The 18671-nt window shown below is 69.2% G+C and carries 18 protein-coding genes; 13 read left to right on the forward strand and 5 right to left on the reverse strand.

Annotated elements, in window-relative coordinates; all coding sequences use genetic code 11:
* Positions 1 to 67 precede the first annotated feature (67 nt).
* The 6 genes from ABT352_RS05555 to ABT352_RS05580 all read left to right on the forward strand — a co-directional run bounded on the left by ABT352_RS05555 (position 68) and on the right by ABT352_RS05580 (position 7161).
* Entirely contained in the window at positions 68 to 1591 is a 1524-nt protein-coding gene (locus ABT352_RS05555; protein ID WP_350942732.1) for a lipopolysaccharide biosynthesis protein, read from the forward strand.
* Between the two features lie 60 nt (positions 1592 to 1651).
* Complete coding sequence (locus ABT352_RS05560; RefSeq protein WP_350942733.1) at positions 1652 to 2545, forward strand: glycosyltransferase family 2 protein; 894 nt, start codon at positions 1652 to 1654, stop codon at positions 2543 to 2545.
* A 293-nt stretch (positions 2546 to 2838) separates the two neighbouring features.
* Positions 2839 to 3735 carry a phytanoyl-CoA dioxygenase family protein gene (locus ABT352_RS05565; protein WP_350942735.1) on the forward strand — a complete coding sequence of 299 codons (897 nt, stop codon included), beginning with the start codon at positions 2839 to 2841 and terminating at the stop codon, positions 3733 to 3735.
* A 217-nt stretch (positions 3736 to 3952) separates the two neighbouring features.
* Positions 3953 to 4933 carry a hypothetical protein gene (locus ABT352_RS05570; protein WP_350942736.1) on the forward strand — a complete coding sequence of 327 codons (981 nt, stop codon included), beginning with the start codon at positions 3953 to 3955 and terminating at the stop codon, positions 4931 to 4933.
* A gap of 114 nt (positions 4934 to 5047) precedes the next feature.
* A complete protein-coding gene (locus ABT352_RS05575; RefSeq protein ID WP_350942737.1) occupies positions 5048 to 5758 on the forward strand; it encodes a hypothetical protein in 711 nt (236 codons plus the stop codon).
* 50 nt (positions 5759 to 5808) lie between these two features.
* Positions 5809 to 7161 (forward strand): O-antigen ligase family protein, encoded by a 1353-nt coding sequence (locus tag ABT352_RS05580; RefSeq protein ID WP_350942738.1) that lies wholly within the window; start codon positions 5809 to 5811, stop codon positions 7159 to 7161.
* A gap of 44 nt (positions 7162 to 7205) precedes the next feature.
* Here ABT352_RS05580 and ABT352_RS05585 read toward each other — a convergent pair whose 3' ends face one another.
* On the reverse strand, positions 7206 to 7754 hold the full coding sequence (locus ABT352_RS05585; protein WP_350942740.1) for a dTDP-4-dehydrorhamnose 3,5-epimerase family protein: 549 nt from the start codon (positions 7752 to 7754) through the stop codon (positions 7206 to 7208).
* A 234-nt stretch (positions 7755 to 7988) separates the two neighbouring features.
* Here ABT352_RS05585 and ABT352_RS05590 point away from each other — a divergent pair, with 234 nt between their 5' ends.
* The 3 genes from ABT352_RS05590 to ABT352_RS05600 all read left to right on the forward strand — a co-directional run bounded on the left by ABT352_RS05590 (position 7989) and on the right by ABT352_RS05600 (position 12514).
* Entirely contained in the window at positions 7989 to 8786 is a 798-nt protein-coding gene (locus tag ABT352_RS05590) for a WecB/TagA/CpsF family glycosyltransferase (RefSeq protein WP_350942742.1), read from the forward strand.
* 152 nt (positions 8787 to 8938) lie between these two features.
* The gene (locus tag ABT352_RS05595; RefSeq protein ID WP_350942743.1) at positions 8939 to 11080 is read left to right on the forward strand and encodes a glycosyltransferase; all 2142 of its coding nucleotides are present in this window, start codon (positions 8939 to 8941) and stop codon (positions 11078 to 11080) included.
* Positions 11081 to 11119: 39 nt separating this feature from the next.
* The gene (locus tag ABT352_RS05600; protein WP_350942744.1) at positions 11120 to 12514 is read left to right on the forward strand and encodes a hypothetical protein; all 1395 of its coding nucleotides are present in this window, start codon (positions 11120 to 11122) and stop codon (positions 12512 to 12514) included.
* 138 nt (positions 12515 to 12652) lie between these two features.
* On the opposite strand, the gene ABT352_RS05605 is transcribed toward ABT352_RS05600, so the two are convergent.
* A complete protein-coding gene (locus ABT352_RS05605; protein ID WP_350942745.1) occupies positions 12653 to 13531 on the reverse strand; it encodes a hypothetical protein in 879 nt (292 codons plus the stop codon).
* Between the two features lies 1 nt (position 13532).
* Complete coding sequence (locus ABT352_RS05610) at positions 13533 to 14033, reverse strand: SigE family RNA polymerase sigma factor (RefSeq protein WP_350942746.1); 501 nt, start codon at positions 14031 to 14033, stop codon at positions 13533 to 13535.
* A gap of 152 nt (positions 14034 to 14185) precedes the next feature.
* Between ABT352_RS05610 and ABT352_RS05615 the strand changes: the two genes are divergently transcribed.
* Positions 14186 to 15304: a helix-turn-helix domain-containing protein gene (locus ABT352_RS05615; protein WP_350943548.1), complete on the forward strand. Its 1119-nt coding sequence runs from the start codon at positions 14186 to 14188 to the stop codon at positions 15302 to 15304.
* A gap of 2 nt (positions 15305 to 15306) precedes the next feature.
* Entirely contained in the window at positions 15307 to 15843 is a 537-nt protein-coding gene (locus tag ABT352_RS05620) for a PIN domain-containing protein (RefSeq protein ID WP_350942747.1), read from the forward strand.
* A 152-nt stretch (positions 15844 to 15995) separates the two neighbouring features.
* On the opposite strand, the gene ABT352_RS05625 is transcribed toward ABT352_RS05620, so the two are convergent.
* Both ABT352_RS05625 and ABT352_RS05630 read right to left on the reverse strand, forming a co-directional pair.
* Positions 15996 to 16745 (reverse strand): ATP-binding protein, encoded by a 750-nt coding sequence (locus tag ABT352_RS05625; protein WP_350942748.1) that lies wholly within the window; start codon positions 16743 to 16745, stop codon positions 15996 to 15998.
* Positions 16742 to 17167 (reverse strand): hypothetical protein, encoded by a 426-nt coding sequence (locus ABT352_RS05630; protein WP_350942749.1) that lies wholly within the window; start codon positions 17165 to 17167, stop codon positions 16742 to 16744. Before ABT352_RS05630 ends, ABT352_RS05625 begins: the two co-directional genes overlap by 4 nt.
* A gap of 460 nt (positions 17168 to 17627) precedes the next feature.
* On the opposite strand from ABT352_RS05630, the gene ABT352_RS05635 reads away from it, so the two are divergent.
* A complete protein-coding gene (locus ABT352_RS05635) occupies positions 17628 to 18449 on the forward strand; it encodes a helix-turn-helix domain-containing protein (protein WP_350942751.1) in 822 nt (273 codons plus the stop codon).
* Positions 18440 to 18652, forward strand: coding sequence for a DUF397 domain-containing protein (locus ABT352_RS05640; RefSeq protein WP_350942753.1), 213 nt, complete (start codon positions 18440 to 18442; stop codon positions 18650 to 18652). The genes ABT352_RS05635 and ABT352_RS05640 overlap by 10 nt, the downstream gene beginning before the upstream one ends.
* Positions 18653 to 18671 lie beyond the last annotated feature (19 nt).

Genomic DNA, 18671 nt, shown 5'->3' on the forward strand with positions numbered 1-18671 from the left:
TCCGTGAAACAGGCGGCGAACCAGACGGACCAGACGAACCAGACGGAGAGACGGGCGGAAGACGCGGATGGAGCAGCGGACCGAGCCGAACCGTGAACAGGACGGGGACGCCGGTGAGCAGGTCGGGACGATCGGCAGGAAGGCCGGTCGCGGGCTGCGCTGGAGTCTCCTGGGCAACCTGGGCACGAAGGCGACCACCTTCGTCATGGGACTGGTGCTCGCCCGGCTCCTCGTGCCCGAGGACTTCGGCCTCTACGCCATCGCGCTCGCCGCGACCACCTTCGTCATGCACGTCAACGACGTCGGCATCATCGCCGCCACCGTGCAGTGGCGGGGCAGGGTCGAGGAGATGGCGCCGACGGCGACGGTGATGGCCGTGGTGTTCAGCGCGGGGATGTACGGGATCTTCTGGGTGGTGGCCCCGTACTTCGCGGAGCTGGCGGGCAGCGCGGAGGCCACCCCGGTGGTCCGGCTGCTCACCGTGATCATCCTCATCGACGGCGTCACCGCCGTGCGGGCGGGCTCGCTGATGCGCGGGTTCGGGCACGACAGGCTGACCAAGGCCAACATCGCGGGCTCGCTGGTCAACGCCGGGGTGGCCATCGCGCTCGCCGCGAACGGTGCCGGCGCCTACAGCTTCGCCTGCGGGCAGGTGGCTGCCAACACGGTCACCGGCGCGCTGGTGCTCGCCTGGGCCGGGCTGCCGTTCCGCGTCGGCTTCGACCGGGAGGTGGCGGTCAGGCTCCTGCGGTTCGGGGCGCCGCTGGCCCTGGGGCTCGGTATCGAGGCGGTGCTGATGAACGCCGACTACGTCATCGTCGGCGCCGTGCTCGGCCCCGTCGCCCTCGGCTTCTACCTGCTCGCGTTCAACGTCTCCAGCTGGGTGCCCAGCGTGATCGGGACCGCCCTGCGCTACGTCACCGTGCCCAGCTTCTCGCGGCTGGCCGAGCAGCGCTCCGAGTCGTTGTCGCTGGGAGTGCAGCGGTCGGTGCCGTTGCTGGTCGCGTTCGTGCTGCCGGTCGCCGTGGTGACGGCCACGCTGGCCCCGGCGATCGTGGCGTTCCTCTACGGCGAGAAGTGGGCACCGGCCGCCGGGGTCCTGGCGCTGCTGGCGGTCCTGATGGTCGTACGGATGCTCACCTCCCTCGCCTTCGACATCCTCACCTCTGCGGGCGCCACCAAGGCGACCGTGTGGATGAACCTCGCCTGGGCCGTGGCGCTGGTGCCCGCGCTGTGGGCGGGCACGCACTGGTACGGCATCCGCGGCGCGGCGGTCGGGCACGCGCTCGCCGGAGTCCTGGTCGCCCTGCCGGTGTCGGCCCTGCTGCTGAGCCGCGCGGGGGTGCGTCTCGCCCCCATCCTGCCCGCCCTCGTACGCCCGCTGCTGGGCGCCGTGGTCGCGGCGGCCGTCACGACGACGCTCGTCGGCCTGACGAGCGGGCCGACGGGCGGCGGGATGACCGCGGTTTCCGCGTTCGTCCAGCTCTGCGTGGCCGGCGGCGGGGGACTGCTCGCGTACGTCCTGATCGCCGTACCCATGACACGGCTCAAACAGCTGGGCGCACGGGTGGTCCCCGCCCGCGCCCGCTGACGGAACACCCGAACCCACGAGACCGACGAGACCGACGAGACCTGCGAGAGGAGAGGTCGGATGGAGAACTCCGACACGCTGGTGTCCATCGTGCTTCCCGTACGCAACGGGGCCGGACGGATCGAGGGCGCGATCCGTTCGGTGCTCGGCCAGGACCACGAGCGCCTCCAGCTGGTGATCTCCGACAACGCGTCCACGGACGGCACCGAGGAGATCTGCCGCGACCTGGCCGCGACCGACGACCGGATCGTCTACCGCAGGCACCCGGAGAACGTGGGCCTGTTCGACAACTTCGTCCGTACGACCGATCTGGTCGCGGGCACGTTCTTCCGCTGGGTGGGCGACGACGACCGGTTGGAGCCCACCTGCGTGTCCCGGTCTCTCCAGGCGTTCGCGGAGGACGACCGGCTCGTCCTGGTCACCACGCAGGTCGCCTACACCGGCCCCGACGGGACCGTGACCACCGCTCCCCTCGACCGCTCAGGACTCACCTCGGACGACCCGGTCGAGCGGTTCGCCGAGATGCTGGGGCTGCTCAACGAGAGTCACCTGCTCGTCGACCCGCTGTACGGCACGCTGCGGCGCGATCCCCTCGCGGGGATCCCCCGGCGGAACATGCTGCGCGAGGACGAGGTGTTCGCGGCGAAGCTCGCGCTCGCCGGACCGTGGGGGCACGTCCCCGAGGTCCTCGCCCACCGCAACTGGAAGCACGACAGCCTCTCCGCGATCGCCCGGCGCCTCGACGTGCCGCCCTGGCGGGCCCGCTGCTCCACCCTCCTGCAGTGCGCGGAACTGTTCCGCTGGCTGCGGCAGGCCGATCTCACCGCCGACCAGCGCCGCCGTGCCCGCGCCGCCGTACTCGGCATGTACGCGCGGCGCCAGCGGCTCACCGCGGCCCGCCGGGGGCGCAGGCTCGCGCTGATCGCCTCGGGGTTCGTCCCGGGCGGGCGGTGAGCGATGTCCCCTCGTGAGGCCGCCGCCGAGCCGCGGAGCCCGAGCCTCGAAGCCGGGGACCTCGGATTCCGAGGCCCAGGACCTTCCGGCCCCGTCGCTCCCGGACCGGCTGGTTCCAGACCGGTGATGCCAGAAAGACATCCCATCAGCGATCAACTCTCCCGGCCGACCCGCCGGGGCACGATCCTTCTTCAGGACTCGCGGTCCAGGAGAACAAAGTGCTCACCTACGGGCGGCTACCGGGCACCGAGTCCGCCGGATGGCGACTCGCTGACACTCATTAGGAGAACCCCGTGACCACCGTCTTCTCCAACAGCCTGGTGGACGACGACACGCGCAGGGAACTGCTCTACCAAGGGCAGGTCTTCGTCTACTCGGCGACGCCCGCCTCCACCCTGCTCGCCCTCTTCGCCAGGGAGCTGATCGCCGAGGCGTTCGGCGAACGTGACCCGGAGACCGCGCAGTTCGACATGCCGGTGGAGGAGTTCGCCGACCTGCTCGCCCGGCTCAAGCCCCGCTTCATCCATCACCCCCGGTGCAAGGAACTGCTGCCCGCGGTGCTGGAGGAGCTGGGCTGCGACCTGGACCGCACCTACTTCGACGTGCCCCGGTTGCGCACCTCCACCTCCCACGACTACCTCACCTCCGGCATCTCCTACGCCTTCCACCCTCACCGCGACTGCTGGTACTCAGCCCCGTTCAACCAGCTCAACTGGTGGATCCCCGTCTTCGAGGTGGTCCCGGAGAACGTGATGGCCTTCCATCCCCAGTACTTCGCCAGCCCGGTGCGCAACGGCAGCGCGCGCTACGACTACGCGGAGTGGAACAGGACCAGCCGGCTCACCGCCGCACAGCACGTGCGCGGCGACACCAGGGACCAGCCGCGTCCCGAGGAGGCCGTCGTGCTCGACCCGCAGGTGCGGGTGGTGCCGGAGCCGGGGGGCGTCATGGTGTTCTCCGGCGCCCAGCTGCACTCCACGGTGCCCAACACCTCGGGCAGGACCCGCTTCAGCATCGACTTCCGCACGGTGAACATCGACGACGTGCGCACCCGCCGGGGCGCACGCAACGTGGACGCGAAGTGCACCGGTACCACTCTGCGCGACTTCGTACGCTGCTCCGACCTCGACCCGATGCCGGAGGAACTGGCGCTGGAGTACGAGGCGGAGGCCCTGAGCAGGGTCGGGTGAGCGGCGGATCCCCGGCCGCACGGCCGTGACGCCGACGCCGTGACGTCGCCGACATCGTGACGCCGTGACCGTGACGCCGACGCCGTGATGCCGGGTGACGCCCGGTGAAGCCCGGTAAAACCCGGTGACGCCCGTAGTGACAAGGAGTTCGTGTGCCGCGACCAATACGCATCGTGTCCTGGGCGTCTGGCGCGCTCGGGGGAGCGGGGACGACGTAGTGGAGTTCTGGAAGACCATCCTCGACCTCGCCAAAAGGAAGCGGGTCGGGTTTCCGCTGGTCGGCCTGGCGCTCCTCGCCGCCGTGGTCGTCTTCTTCCTGGTGCCCCCGCGCTACGTGTCGAGCGCCTCCATGGTGCTGACCACGCCCCCCGCGGGAGGAACGACGGACCCGGCCAAGCCGCCGGGGCGGAGCAACCCGCTGCTGCAGTTCAGCGACGGCCTCAGAACCACGGCGGGCATCCTCATCCTGTCCATGAACACCGAGGCGGTCGCGACGGAGCTGGGGATCGTGAAGGACGGTCCCGTCGAGGTCACGATCAACGACGGGCGCACCAACCCCAACATGCTGGGCATCCTCATGAACGGCCCGTTCGTGTACGTGGAGGTGGAGAGCGACTCGGCCGAGGTCACCCGTACGGTCATGGCCAGGACCCAGTTCCGCCTCAAGACCGAACTGGTCCGCAGGCAGGAGGTGCTCGGCGCCCCACGCTCCACCTTCATCGGGTTCGTGGAGGTGGTGCCCGCCGCCTATCCCGTGATGAACCGGAGCGGTACGTGGCAGGCCGCGGGCGGAGCGGCGTTCGTCGTCGTCTTTCTCGGCCTGGGCGTCACGTACGCGGTGGAGCGCCGGAGGGTGTTCCGGCGAAGAGCCGAGGCAGGAAGGTCCGACGAGTCCCGCCCGGGCCCGGACACGGCCCCTGCTCCGTCCATGGAGGCGGCCGGGGCGGGCCGGGCCGACGAGACGCGTCCCGGTGACCGTCAGGAAAAGGCCCGGGCGCACGAGGGCGGCGAGGAGGACGCCGAGCCCGCGCCCGACAGGGAGGGCAACGGCCGTGACGGCAAGCGCGGTAGGGGACCCGGGGGCCGTGACGGCAGAGGTGCATCCGAGCCCCAGGTCACCGTGTATCCGGCGGAGGTGATGTCCCCGGCGCCCTCGGCGACACCGGGACGACAGCGACACGCGGACGACGACACGTAGTGACGACATGCGGCGACGACACGTGAACGGCTACCCGCAGGCGACGACGAGCAGGCGACGACACGCAGAACGGCGACGAGCAGGCGACCGCGACAGGCAGACGGAGGAGAACGCGTGGACTTCTGGGGGACCGTACTCATCGTGTTACGGCGTTGGTACGTCGCCCTGCCGGCGTTCCTGCTGTCCATCGGCGGCGCGTTGGGCGTCTACTCGTCGATCCCGACGGTCTACGTCTCGAACGCGGTGCTCGTGCTGACCATCCCGCCCACCGGTGGAAGCCTGCCGAGCGATCCCGAGCGCCCCAACGGACTGACCAACCCCCTGCTGAACTTCGACTGGGGCCTGAGCATGTCCGCCTCGATCCTCATCCAGGCGATCAGCGCGCCGGAGACGGTGGAGTCCCTCGGCGTACACCCCGAGGGCGACACCACCTTCACGGCCACCAACGGCAGCACCAACCCGGAGGCACTGGACGGCGGGCCGTTCGTGTACATCGAGGGCACGAGCACAACGCCGGCCGGGGCGCGGGACATCGTGACACGGGTGAGGGACCGGGCGAGGGGCGAGCTCGCCGCTCGCCAGAGACAGCTCGACGCGCCCCCGGCGACCTACATCACGATGAACGAGATGGTGCCGCCGACGGAGCCGCAACCCCAGCGAGGGGGGAAGATGCGCGGGGCCGCCGCCGCGCTGCTGCTCGGGGTGCTCGCCAGTCTCGCCTCGGTGTTCTCCCTGGAGAGTTTCCTCGACGCCAGGCGGCGAAGGCGAGGGGTGCCCGTGGCGACGTCCGGACTGCCCGCCGAGCCCTCCCTCCTGAGGCGGTGAGGGACCTGGCCTCCACACTTCGCACGGCCCCGGCCCCGGCTCCGCCCCCCGTGTCCGTCGCCTCCCTCGACCGTCCCGGCCTCCGCCGCGCCGACGGTGCCACCCTCGCCGCCGCGTTCGCGGTGGTCCTGATGCTGTCTCCGGCGCGGCTGGTCTTCCGCGGCCTGCCCTTCTCGCTCACGCCCGCCGACGCGGTCGGTCTCTTCGCCGCGCTCTGGTGGTTCTGCGCGCAGCTCACCACCACGCTCGGCGCGGCGAAGGGCTCCAATCCCGTACGTACCGCGCTTTTCCTGTACAGCGTGGCGATGCTGGCCACCTACGGATACTCCAGCGCCGCCTACCTGCCGCCCGACGAGCTCGACATGGCCGACCACAGCATCGTCCTCGTGGTGGCGACGGTGGGCATCGGACTTCAGGCGTGCGACGGCATCCGGGGCAAGGCGCGGCTGGACTTCGTCCTGAGGTGTCTCGTGATCGCCGGTGCGGTCGTCGGGGTCATCGCGGCGCTCCAGTTCGTGCTCGAATTCGACCTGACGAAGTACCTCACCTTCCCCGGCTTCCGGTTCACCTCGGATCTGCCGGCGATCCTCGAAAGAAACACCCTGCGCCGGGTCGCGGCGACCGCCGGACACCCCATCGAGCTCGGCGTGGTCTGCGCGATGATCATTCCTCTCGCGCTGCACTACGCGTTCGGCGCCCGGGACAGGGGTGAGCCCTCCCTGCGGTGGTGGGTCTGCTGCGGGCTGATCGGCACAGGGCTGATGTTCTCCGTGTCGCGCTCCGCGGTCCTCGGGATCGCCGTCGTCGGCGCGGTACTGGTCACCGGGTGGCCCGCGCGCAGGCGGCTGTGGGCGGCGATCGGCGGCGCGGGCTTCCTGGTCGCGATGAAGGTGGCCGTGCCCGGCCTGATGAGCGTCTTCCTCGGGCTGTTCACCAGCCTGTCCAGCGATTCGAGCATCCAGTACCGGACGCACGACTACGCGGTGGCGGCCACCGAGATCGGAAACCACTTCTGGGTCGGCAGAGGTCTGGGCACCTGGTACGCGCCCAAGCACCTGATCTTCGACAACCAGTACATCCTGTCGCTGGTGGAGACCGGGATCATCGGCATGGCCACCTTCGCCGGGATCTTCCTCACCGGTATCTGGGCGGCGTTACGCGTCCGCCGCCTCAGCTCCGACCCCGCCGTACGGGACCTGGGACTCACCCTGGCCGCCTGCCTGGTCGTCCCCCTGGTCGGGGCGGCCACCTTCGACCTGCGCTCGTTCGCGATCGTGACGGGCCTGTCGTTCCTGATCATCGGGTCCGCCGGCTCGCTGCTGCGCGCCACCCGGCAGCCGAGGACCCGAGCCGTCCGCCCGCCGGAGAGACCGGGCGGAGAAGCCGGGCGGGGAATGCGGTGAGTCATTCGGTGAGGCTGCCGAGGGCGATGAGGTCGCCGGGAAGGTCACCCTGCCAGTCGGTCGCGCAGGTCGGCCCAGGATCCCGCGGCCAGGTCGCGTTCGCTGATCGCGGTGACCGGCAGCGGCCAGCCGATGGCGAGGTCGGGGTCGTCGTAGCGGACGGAGACGTCCTCGGCGGGGTCGTGCTCCCGGTCGATCCGGTAGCAGACGTCGGCCTGCTCGGTCAGTGCCTGATAGCCGTGCAACAAGCCAGGAGGAACGTAGAGGTGAACGAACGTCTCATCGTCCAGAACCACCGACATCCGGCGGCCGAAGGTGGGGGAGTCCGGCCTGGCGTCGACGAGCACGTCGTGCACGGCTCCTCGGGCGCACCGGACGAGCTTGGCCTCCCCCCTGCCGCCCCGGCCGTGCAATGCCCTGATCGTTCCCAGCCGGGACCGCGACTGACTGTCCTGGACGAACGCCTCGGGCCGCAGCCCGTGGGCGGCGGCGAGCGTCGTGTCGAAGGTGCGGGTGAACAGGCCCCGGTCGTCCCTGTGCGGGGTGGGGACGAACAGCAGAACACCGTCGATCTCGGCGCGTTCGACTCTCATGCGGCCATCCTTCCGGCTCCCGAACCTCCCGGTCACGAAGAAGCGGAAAACGGTTCGGGTGTGGGGATATCCGGTCACGAAGAAACGAAAAACGGTCCGGGTATTGGGCCATCCGGCCATGAAGAAACGAAAAACGGTCCGGGTGCGGGGCCGTCCGGCCATGAGGAAGCGGGAAACGGTGCGGACCGACGTTCCCCGCGGGACGTTTCTCTCGCGGACGGGCCGTCCCCTCCGATGGCGCCGGAGAGGCCCGAGGCCGGGTTCGCACGGATCGGGGTCGGGGCCGTCGAGGTCATGGCGCTCGGCGAGGAGGAGCTTCTCGACCACGTGGCGGAGGGATGGCGGCGAGGACGCGGCGGCGCGATCGTCACCGCGAACGTCGACATCGTCCGCGCCGCCACGCGCGATCCCGCCCTCGCGGACCTCGTCACCCGTTCCGAGATCGTGGTCGCCGACGGCATGCCGGTGGTCTGGGCGTCGAGGCTCGCCGGCCTGGCGGTTCCCGGAAGGGTCACCGGTGCCTCGCTCGTACACTCCCTCACCGGGCGGGCCGCGCGCGAGAACCGTTCGGTCTACCTGCTCGGAGGAGAACCCGGCGTGCCGGAGGCCGCGGCGCGGGTCCTCGCCGAACGCTGCCCGGGGCTGCGCGTGGCGGGCACCTGCTCGCCCCCCTTCGGGTTCGACGGCACACCGGACGGGGTGCGCGCGGTGGTCGAGGAGGTGGTCGCCGCCGCACCCGACCTCGTTCTCGTCGGGCTGGGCTTCCCCAAGCAGGAAAGGGTGATCGAGGCGCTCAGGGCGGAGCTGCCCGACGCCTGGTATCTCGGCTGCGGGGCCGGGATCCCGATGGCGGCCGGGCGGTTCAGCCGCGCCCCCGGGGCCGTGCAGCGGGTGGGCGCGGAGTGGCTGTACCGGCTCGCCCTGGAGCCGCGCCGCCTGGCCCGCCGCTACCTGCGCGACGACGCGCCGTTCGCGATCACCCTCCTCGCGGGCGCCCTGCGCACCCGCCTGACACCGGGGCGTCGCTCATGAGCGGTGATTCCTCGCGAGGAGCCGAGGCGCCGCGCACAGCCGGTGTTTCCCCGCCAGGAGTCGAGGGGCCACACGTGATCCGTGGTTTCCCGACCGCCGACTCCCCGCTCGCTCTCCCCGTACGGTCCTCTTCCACGAGAAACGGCTCCGACATGGCTGTTCCAGACCGGCTCCCGCTCGCCATAGTGATCGTCACGTATTCGAGTGGCAAGGTCATCGAAGGCTGCCTGCGCTCGCTCGACGTGGCACTCGCCGACGCGGGTCCCGCACGGGTCGTGGTGGTGGACAACGCCTCGGCCGACGACACCCTCGCGCGGGTGCGCGAGGTCGCTCCCGAGGCCGAGGTGGTCCAGACCGGGCGTAACGCGGGCTTCGCCGCCGGAGTGAACGCGGGCATCGCCGCCGCGGACGGCTGCGACGTACTGGTGCTGAACCCCGACATCCGGCTCGCGCCCGGTTCCGTGCTCCTGCTCAGGCAGGCGCTCGCCCTGCCGGGAACCGGGATCGCCGCCCCCCGCCTCACCGGTGAGGCGGGGGAGCTCCACCTCTCCCTGCGCAGGCGCCCCACCGTGCCGAGAGCGCTCGGGGAGGCGCTGCTCGGCGGGCACAGGGCCGGGCGGATCCCGGCGCTCGGCGAGCTGGTCGTGGACCCGGCCGCCTACGACAGGCCGCAGACGGCCGACTGGGTGTCCGGTGCGGCCTGGCTGATCTCCCGCGCGTGCCTGGACGCCCTGGACCCCCTCGACGAGCGCTACTTCCTGTACTCGGAGGAGACCGAGTACATGCTCAGGGCGGGGGAGGCGGGGTTCGCCGTCCGGTACGAGCCCCGTGCCGTGGCCGTGCATCTCGGTGGCGAGCAGTCCACGTCGAGCACGCTGTGGGCGCTGTCGTCGGCCAACCGGGTCCGGATGCACCGGGAGCGGTACGGCCGCCCGCGCGGGCAGCTGATGCGGCTGGCCGTCGGGCTCAACGAGCTGGTCCGCGCGGTCGCGAAGGGCCGGGCGGGCGGGAGGCGGCACCGGGCCGCCCTGCGACAGCTGTTCGCCCTGCGCGAGTGGCCCCTCCTACCCGGCGAGGCCCCCCGACCGGCATCCCCCGCCCGTACGACGGGTGAGGCGGCATCCTCCCCCGGCTACGTCTGCTTCTCGGCGCAGGACTGGTGGTACCACAACCGGGCGCACTCGGACTTCCAGCTCATGCGTTCGATCGCCGCGCACAGGAAGGTCCTCGTCGTCAACAGCATCGGGATGCGCATGCCGATGCCGGGCAGGTCCACGCAGGTGCTGCGACGCGTCGGGCGCAAGCTGCGCAGCGTCGCGATGCTGGTCAGGAGACCGCTGCGGGAGCTGCCCGGCTTCTACGTGATGTCCCCGCTGCCACTGCCCTTCTACGGGTCGCCGCTGGCGAGGCGGGTGAACGCGCTGCTGGTCCGTGCCCAGGTGCTCGCCGTCTCGCGGGCACTCGGTCTGCGCCGACCCGTGATCATGGTGACCATCCCCACGGCGTGGGACGTGGTGCGGCCGATGCGCAGGCGCGCGCTGGTGTTCAACCGCTCCGACCGGCACTCGTCATTCCCCGAGTCCGACCGGCCGACCATCGAGGCGCTGGAACGCGGCCTGCTGGAGCGCTCCGACCACGTGATCTACGTCAGCAACGCGCTGATGGGCGAGGAGAGGGGCGTGACCGGAGAGCGCGCGCACTTCCTCGACCACGGCGTGGACACCGACCACTTCCGGCGGCGCCCGGAGAGCGAGCAGCCCGCCGACCTCCGCGCGATCCCCGGGCCGAGGGTGGGTTTCTTCGGCGCGCTGGACGACTATCTCGTCGACTTCGACCTGCTCGAACGGCTCGCCGTCGAGCTGCCGGACGTCTCGCTGGTCCTCATCGGCGACGCGACCGTCCCGATGGAACGGCTCACCCGCCACCCGAACGTCCACTGGCTCGGCTTCAGGCCGTACGAGCGGATTCCCGCGTACGGATCGGGGTTCGACGTCGCGATCATGCCGTGGCTGGACAACCCGTGGATCAGGCACTCGAACCCGATCAAACTCAAGGAATACCTCGCCCTGGGCCTGCCGGTCGTCAGCACCGACTTCCAGGAACTCGCGAACTATGCCGACCGGGTGAGAATCGCGGCCGACGGCGGCCTTTTCGTCGATGCTGTTCGTGCGACGCTGCGCGACGGCGGGTTGCAACCGGCCGAGGCCGTGCGGAAATCCGTGCTCGGTGCCTCCTGGGCGTCGCGTGCCGCCCAGTTGATGGCACTCGCCGAGCTGTCACCGGGTCCGCGATGAGGGTTCGGGGTGAGGGGCCGCGATGAGAAGGACAGGGTCATGAGATCTGAGAACCACGCCGGGACGCCGGGACGCCGGGCCAGACGGTCGTTGCCGCTGCTGGTCGGGGCGGGAGCCGTCTCGGTGTCGGTGGCGGTGCTCGGACTCACCCTGATCGACGCGCCCGACGGCCAGGACCGGGGCCCGCTCGCCGGGGCGTCTGCCGACGCCGGGAGCGCGTGGGCCCCGGGGCCTCCCGCGACGGCCGCGCGGGTGCCGTGGGAGGGCGGCCCCGCCTACTACGGGCGGTTCGCCGCACCGACGGCGGCGGGCTGGACGAAATCGTCGTTCTTCCCGGTGGGCGTCTGGTTCGAGTCCGTGATCACCCAGGGCGACGTGGACAAGGACCGGGCCGCCGGGATCAACACCTACGTGGAGCTGACCGAGACCAGCGACATGGCGCTGGTGCGCAGGAACGGCATGTCGGCGCTGACCCGCGCCCCTCTGCCCGGCTACGGCAACGAGACGGTGGGCTGGCTGCTCAACGACGAGGTCGACATGTGGGCGAAGGCGGGGGACGCGCAGTGGACCGGCAAGCACCCCGGTGAGGGCTCCCTGTGTGTGCCCGAGGACAAGGGGTGCGGTTTCACCGTGCTGCGTACCCGCAAGGAGGAGGTCCCGAAGGGCGACGGCAGGATGCACTACGCCAACTACGGCAAGGGCGTGATGATGTGGGAGAGGGACGCGGACGCCGCCACGTTCGTCAACCGCTTCACCGACGTCGTCTCCTCCGACGTCTACTGGTACACCAGCGCGAGCGTCTGCCTGGACGGGCAGAACTTCCTGTCCCTGCCGGCCTCCAGGTGCCGCAGGGCCGCCAACTACGGCGCCGTCCTCGACCGCCAGCGCGAACTGGACGCGCTGGACGGCCGCCGCCAGCCGATCTACGGCTTCGTCGAGGTCGGCTGGCCCGCCGAGAACGACACCCGGGCGATCCGGCCGGAGCAGGTGACGGGTGCGGTGATGAGCTCGCTGATCCACGAGGCCAGGGGCATCATCTACTTCAACCACAACTTCGGCGGGCCGTGCCACTCCCAGCACGTGCTGCGCGAGGCGTGCGGAAAGGAGGTCAGGCCCGCGGTTGCCGAGATCAACCGGCGGATCGGGCGGCTCGCCCCGGTGCTGAACACCCAGTCGTACGCGCACCGCTTCGGCCCCGGCCTCGACACCATGCTGAAACACCACCAGGGCTCGTACTACGTCTTCGCGATGCTCGAAGCGACCACGTCCCCCGGCAGGCGCACCTTCACGCTGCCGCGCGGGCTGCGGGCCACCCACGCCGAGGTCCTCTTCGAGAACCGGACGGTCCCCGTCGACGCCCAGGGCAGGTTCACCGACTCCTTCGCCGCCGAACACTCCCACCACATCTACCGGATCACGCCTCAGCGCCCCTGAGACCCGCCGGACAGGACACCGGAACACCCGGCCGGGCGGCCCTCGCCAGGTGAGATGTCAGAGGGCCGGCCAGGCTCGCATGCCTGGCTGAAAGGGCGGCCGAGGCCCGTCAGATGAGACGCGAGAGGACGCGGACGGTCAGTCTCCGTGTTCCGAGCCCGTCCACAGGTAGGTGACGTCTCGCACCCGCCCGGCGACCGCGCCCGCCTCGTCATAGGCGGTTACGGTGACGGGCGGGGTGTCGGCGACCCGCAGTGGATCGCCGAACGCGTCCACGCGGCCACCGGGATCAGGGCTGTGCTTCGCGGGGATCCGTCCGACGAAGAACCCGTTCGCCACCCGGGCGTCGGCCTGCTGCCCAGGCGCCCAGTCGATCGTCACCCGCCGCACTTCCGGGGCGACACGTCCGGCCACGACGCGGAAATACCCGGTCTTCGCCTGTTCCTCGCGGACCGGGAGCCCGTCCGTCCGCACCACGTACGCGTCCACGGTGAGGTCACCCGTGAGGCCCGCCGTCAGGTCGCCGGGGGCCTTGCCGCCCCAGTATGTGAATACCGCGGGGTCGCCCTCCTTCCCCTCCTTCGCCGGCGTGCAGAGAACGAACCCGGCCGTACTGCCGAGAAGTGCCGTCGAACCCTCGCCGTCGCCGTACTGCGCCAGCAGGTGGAAGTCGTCGACGTCGCCCTGCTCGGGCAGCCGCCGGTTGGAGTCCATCTCGTGCACCGGGCCGCCCTTGGGCATGCAGTCGCGTACCGTCCGAGCCTGTTGCGGGGTGTTGTCCGGCAGCTCGGCCACCCCGGCGGCGACGTCGCGCCCTCCGGCCGCCAGGAGCGTCGGATTCGCGATGACCGTACCCACCAGGCACGCGGCGGCCAGACCCGCCACGGACCAGGACACCCGGCGGCGGCGTACGGAGCGGGTGACGGCCCTGTCGATCTGGACACGAGGGTGGACCGGCCGCGCCTGGTCGGCCAGCAGGCGAAGCTCCTCGGCGATGTTCCGCTCGTCCAGGTTCATTTCAGGCCTCCAGGGTGACGGGTCGGCCGATCAGCTCGCGCAGTCGGGTGATGGCCTGATGGGTCTGGCTGCGTACGGTCCCGACCGAGCAACCCATGATCTTCGCGACCTCCGATTCGGGCAGGTCCTCGTAGTAGCGCAGCACCAGCACCGCGCGCTTGCGGGCCGGGAGTGCCCGCAGCGCCTGCTGCATGGTGATGCGGGTCTCGATCTCGTCGGGGCGCTCGGCCTCGGGCTGGTCGGGGAGGCTCGCCGCCGTACGCTCACGCCCCCAGCGGGAGCTGCGCCATCGGCTGACCTGCTCGTTGTACATCACCCGCCGCACGTACGCCTCGGGGGCGGAGCGGATCTTGCGCCAGCGGCCCGCGGTCTTCGTCAGAGCGGTCTGCAGCAGGTCCTCGGCCGCGTGTTGATCACCGGTCAGCACATAGGCGAGCCTGATCAGGCTGCCCGAACGAGCCGCCACGAACTCGGCGAACTCGCTTTGGTGGTCGAAATGCAAGAGGCCTCCTCTGGTCTCACCCGCTTAGATGTGACCGAGGCGGTGAATCTATGGCGCGCGGCTCGCATGTCACGCTGTGCGATGTCGGGCTGTCGGCAGATGGAGTGTCCCGCTCGGCGACGGGGAGGCGATGTTCTATTATCGAACACGTGATGGTTGACGCGGAGACGCTGGGACGGCGGATCGCCGAGGCGCGTGGGCGAGCCGGTCTCACGCAGGTCGAGCTGGCCGCCCTGATCCCGCTGGATCGTTCGGCTCTGGCGAAGATCGAACGGGGAGACCGTCGTATCTCGGCGTTGGAGCTGGCCAAGCTGGCTGACGCCATCGACATGCGAATCGAGTGGTTCATCCAGGATGCGCCTGCCGCGATCGTCTCCCGCCGTAACGCACAGGAGCCGGGTGCGCCCAGCCCGAAGATCGATCTGATGGTCGAGCGGCTCACCCGGGCAGTCGAGTTCGTCGCCGAACAGGCGGAGCACTTCGCCCTGCCCGGCACTCCGAGCAGGGAGATGCCTGAGACCAATGCCCAGGCCGAGAAGCTCGCCTCGGACGCACGAGCGCTGCTGGGTGTGGACGGTGACGGTCCGATCGTGGGTTTGGACGAGAAGGCGGCCTCGATCGGCCTGCTTGTGTTCTCATATGACCTCGGCATCGACACGGCCGACGCGGCGACGGTCCTGCTGCGCAGCGGAGGCGTAGCGCTCATCAACGGACAGCGACGTGTGGGCAGAAGGCGTCTCGCGCTCGCTCATGAGCTCGGTCACTATCTTGTGGCCGACGAATACACGGTGGACTGGCGTATCGCCGAGCAACAGAACGTCGAACAGCGAGAGAGCCTTTTCGACCGTTTTGCACGTGCTCTGCTGCTACCGCAGGCGAGCATCGAGCGTGAATGGAAGAACCTTGTGGCCGACAGCGAAGGCGAACTGCGGACGGCTGCCGTGCGCATTGCCAGCGCTTATCGCGTCGACATGACGACACTCGCCCGACGGCTCAACGAACTCGGCCTCATTACTCACGGCGATGCCGGAAAAATCCGAATTATCAGGACGACGCGTGCGGATATCGTAGATTTCGACCTTGTGGTGGCGAAGGACGAGCTCGTTCCTCCCGGCTTGCCGCGAAATTACGAGCGTGCCGTTCTGGGGTTGTATCGTAGCGAGGCGATTTCCGCGGAACGAGCCTTGGACCTCCTGTTCGACACCTGGGACGAGAGCATGTTGCCCCCGCTGCCCAGGCGTTCCGAAGGTGCGATCTGGCAGTACGTCTGACCATGTCGGATCACGTTGACATCCTGGTTTTCGACACCGGCCCGTTAAGCCACTTCGCCAAGCAGAGCTGGCTCGGAGTACTGCGTGCGGTTGTCGGCGAGAGAACCGCTGTGATCCCGGATACCGTGGTCCACGAGCTTCAAAACGGTGTTCACGAACACGCATATCTTCATTCTGTGCTCAATGCGTCCTGGATAGAGCAGCGCGAACTCATCGACGAATATGAAGAGTTCGCGACGTTCAGCGCGTTGTTGGTCGGATCCGGTAACCGCAACCTGGGCGAGGCCGGTGTGCTCGCGTACGCCAAGGCACACGGTGCCACGGCGATCATTGACGACGGTCCGGCACGTCGAGCGGCGAAGACTCATAACGTGCATCACCAGGGCACACTGGCTCTCCTTTGCGAGAGTATTCGATCTGAACTGCTCACGGTTGACCTGGTCTCAGCGGTTGCCGACCATTTGATCGAGGGTGAATACCGTCTTCCTTTCGGTCCTGGCGGTTTCAAGCGGTGGGCGGCCAACCAGGACATGATCTGAGGGACGCTCGCAAGTCATCGCGCTCTTGCTGGATTCGACATTTCGTGGATTTGTCCCGATCAGTTTTCTGAACGGTTGCGGCTGTCGGCCGCGTTCGACGGTAGGACCCTGCGCGATGGTCTCCTGTCCGGCGGCGAGCCAGGGGACCCGGTTCAGGGAGTGGGGTGGGCACCTCGTGGGGGTAGGTGCCAGCGGGCCCAGACGGTTTTGCCGGGGCGGTCGGGGAGGGGGGTGACGCCGTGATCGTGGGCGAGGGCGCCGACGATCGCGAGGCCGCGGCCGTGGGTGGCCTCGGCGTCCAGGGTGAGGTGGCGTGGCTGTCCGGTGCCCCGGTCGGTGACCTGGATCTGGAGCTCGTCAGGGCTGGTCCACAGGGAGAGCCTGACCACGGGCTCGCCGTGGACGATCGCGTTGGCGAGCAGTTCGCCGGCCACCAGGACGGCGTCGTCGGCGAGGTGCTGCAGTGCCCAGGCGGCGAGGGTCTCGCTCACCATGGCGCGGGCCTTGCCGACGATCGGCAGGTCGTGCGGCAGGTCCCAGCAGACGGTGCGCGGGTCGCCGGGAGTCCGCGAGTCGTCCGGTGCCGGTGGGGTGTCCGGGGTCTCGGGCATGGCTCCTCCTCGGGATGGCGGTGTGGTGTCCTCGGCCTCGCGCATCAAGGCGCGTAGTTCGTCGGCGGTGCGGGCTCGCACGATGAGGGGTTCGGGGGCGGGCCAGCCGGCGACGGCGTGGAAGTGCCGGGTGCCGGTGCCGTACCAGACGGTCCAGGCGGGCTCGATCTGGTCGAGCTGCTCGGCGGCGGCGCGCTCGGCCAGGTCCCAGATCCGGGAGTCGACCCGCTCGATGGCCGTTCCCCGCCGATGCCGCCCGCCCTGCCGGGGCTGGGGGACGCGTTCGTTCATGTCGTCGCCCCCTGCCGGTGCGAGGTGTGCTTGCCGGAGGGGGTACGGGGACCCGGTGGTCGTCCTCGCCGGTACGGCACGGGAGCCGTGACCCCGGGCTGCTCCGGTCGCCGATGCCGACCGGGGGAGACCGCCACGGACCGCGCGGGGAGAGCGGCGGAGGCCGTGGGGCCGGGGATCGCGCGGATGGGCGTTGAGACGGGTGGGCGGCTGGAGAGGTTGAGGCGGCGGCGGACGGTCATCCGGGCGTGGACCTGGGCGGGGGTGGGCTGCTCCCAGTGGTGGCGGGCGCGGTGCGGGAGGCTGTCGGCCTCGTGCGCGTACGGGGGATGACCGCACCAGCGGCAACCGAGCGGCATCGGCGGCCGGTTCGCGTGCCAACGGACCCTGATCGGCCTGGGGTTTCCTCTAGGGTGATGCATGAGATCGGACCTCCGGTGTCCGGTCGAGGGGCTTGTCATGGCGTGTCGTCCCGTGGCAGGCCCCGCTTTGTTGTGGGTATTAGGGGCAACAGGGCGAGGTATTTCCGTCTTGCCCGAAGTGGTTTTCGGACACCTTGCAGGACTTACTTGGCGGTGACAGGTGTGTGTCCGGCAGAGGTGTGAGCCGCGTCCATCGATGCCTTTTCCAATGAATAAATGGACATTTCAGTCCTTCTTATCCGGACATACGTGGTGATTTTTTCGATGGCTTTGGAAGGTTGCTCTCCGCAGGCAGGGGAGGGCTACTCCGGAAGCGTTTCCACTTCCCCAGATCACTTCACAGGGTGCCCCCGGATGGCTACTTTGGGTATCGAAATCCTCAGCACATTGCCACACAGCTTGTACTGGGCTGTGCTCTCTTGTGCTGACGGAGTGGCCTTCCCTGTCGGACGGAGCTTAAATGTCCGTAACCCCCAACTCTGGACCTCTAAAGAGACCTCTGTCTGATTTCGGTGTAGAGCTACGCAGGCGACGTAAAGTGGCTGGACTGTCGCAAGATCGGCTGGCGGAAATCACCCAATTCAGTCAAAGCCTGATCGGCTTCACCGAAAGAGGTAAGCGCAATCCGGGCCGTAGCTTCGCCCAGCGCTGCGACGATGCCCTGGAGGCGAACGGGGAGCTCGTCCTTCTGTGGGAGCAGCTGACTCGGGGGACGAGCCCTCGATGGTTCAGGGACTGGCTCGACGTTGAACCATCAGCGCATACGCTGCACACTTGGCAACCGCTTGTCGTGCCTGGTCTTCTGCAGATTGAGGACTATGCGCGAGCGGTTATTCGCGGAGAGCCAGATATAGGCGATGAGCAGGCAGAGAAGGCTGTCGTGGCTCGGATGGCACGACAGGCGATCTTTGACCGCCCTAAACCACCGATGTTTCGCGTAGTACTGGACGAAGGCGTTCTGTACCGCCCTATCGGAGGCAAGGAAGTAATGCATCGTCAACTCGAACGTCTCGCAGAGGCGATAGAGTCTCCGCGTATCTGCATTCAGATCATCCCCATGGCATTGGGGGTAACGACTGGGATCCTTGGGGGATTCTCGATCGCACAGATCGCAGGAAATGCAGATACGGTGTACATCCAGTCGGCAACTCACGGGTACGTGACAAATCGCCCTAAAGATGTTGAAGCTATATACAGCAGATACGAGACCCTGCGAGTTGAGGCACAGCCTCAGCATCTATCCATCGCGTTGATCAGAGAGGCAGCGAAGCTGTGGACTTGAGCGACGAACTGAAGAGCGCGGCCTGGCGTAAGGCCATCAAGAGCGGATCTGACCAGGGTGACTGCCTGGAGGTGGCTCCGTTGTCGGGTGGTCGGGTGGGTCTGCGGGATACGGAGGCGCCGGAGCGGGCGCCGTTCGTGGTGAGTGCGAGCGTGTGGGATGCCTTCATCGATGGCGCCAAAAAGGGCGAGTTCGACTTCTGATTCTCGCTCCCTGTCGTAG

The organism is Streptosporangium sp. NPDC000563, from assembly GCF_040299985.1.
Lineage (GTDB): Bacteria > Actinomycetota > Actinomycetes > Streptosporangiales > Streptosporangiaceae > Streptosporangium.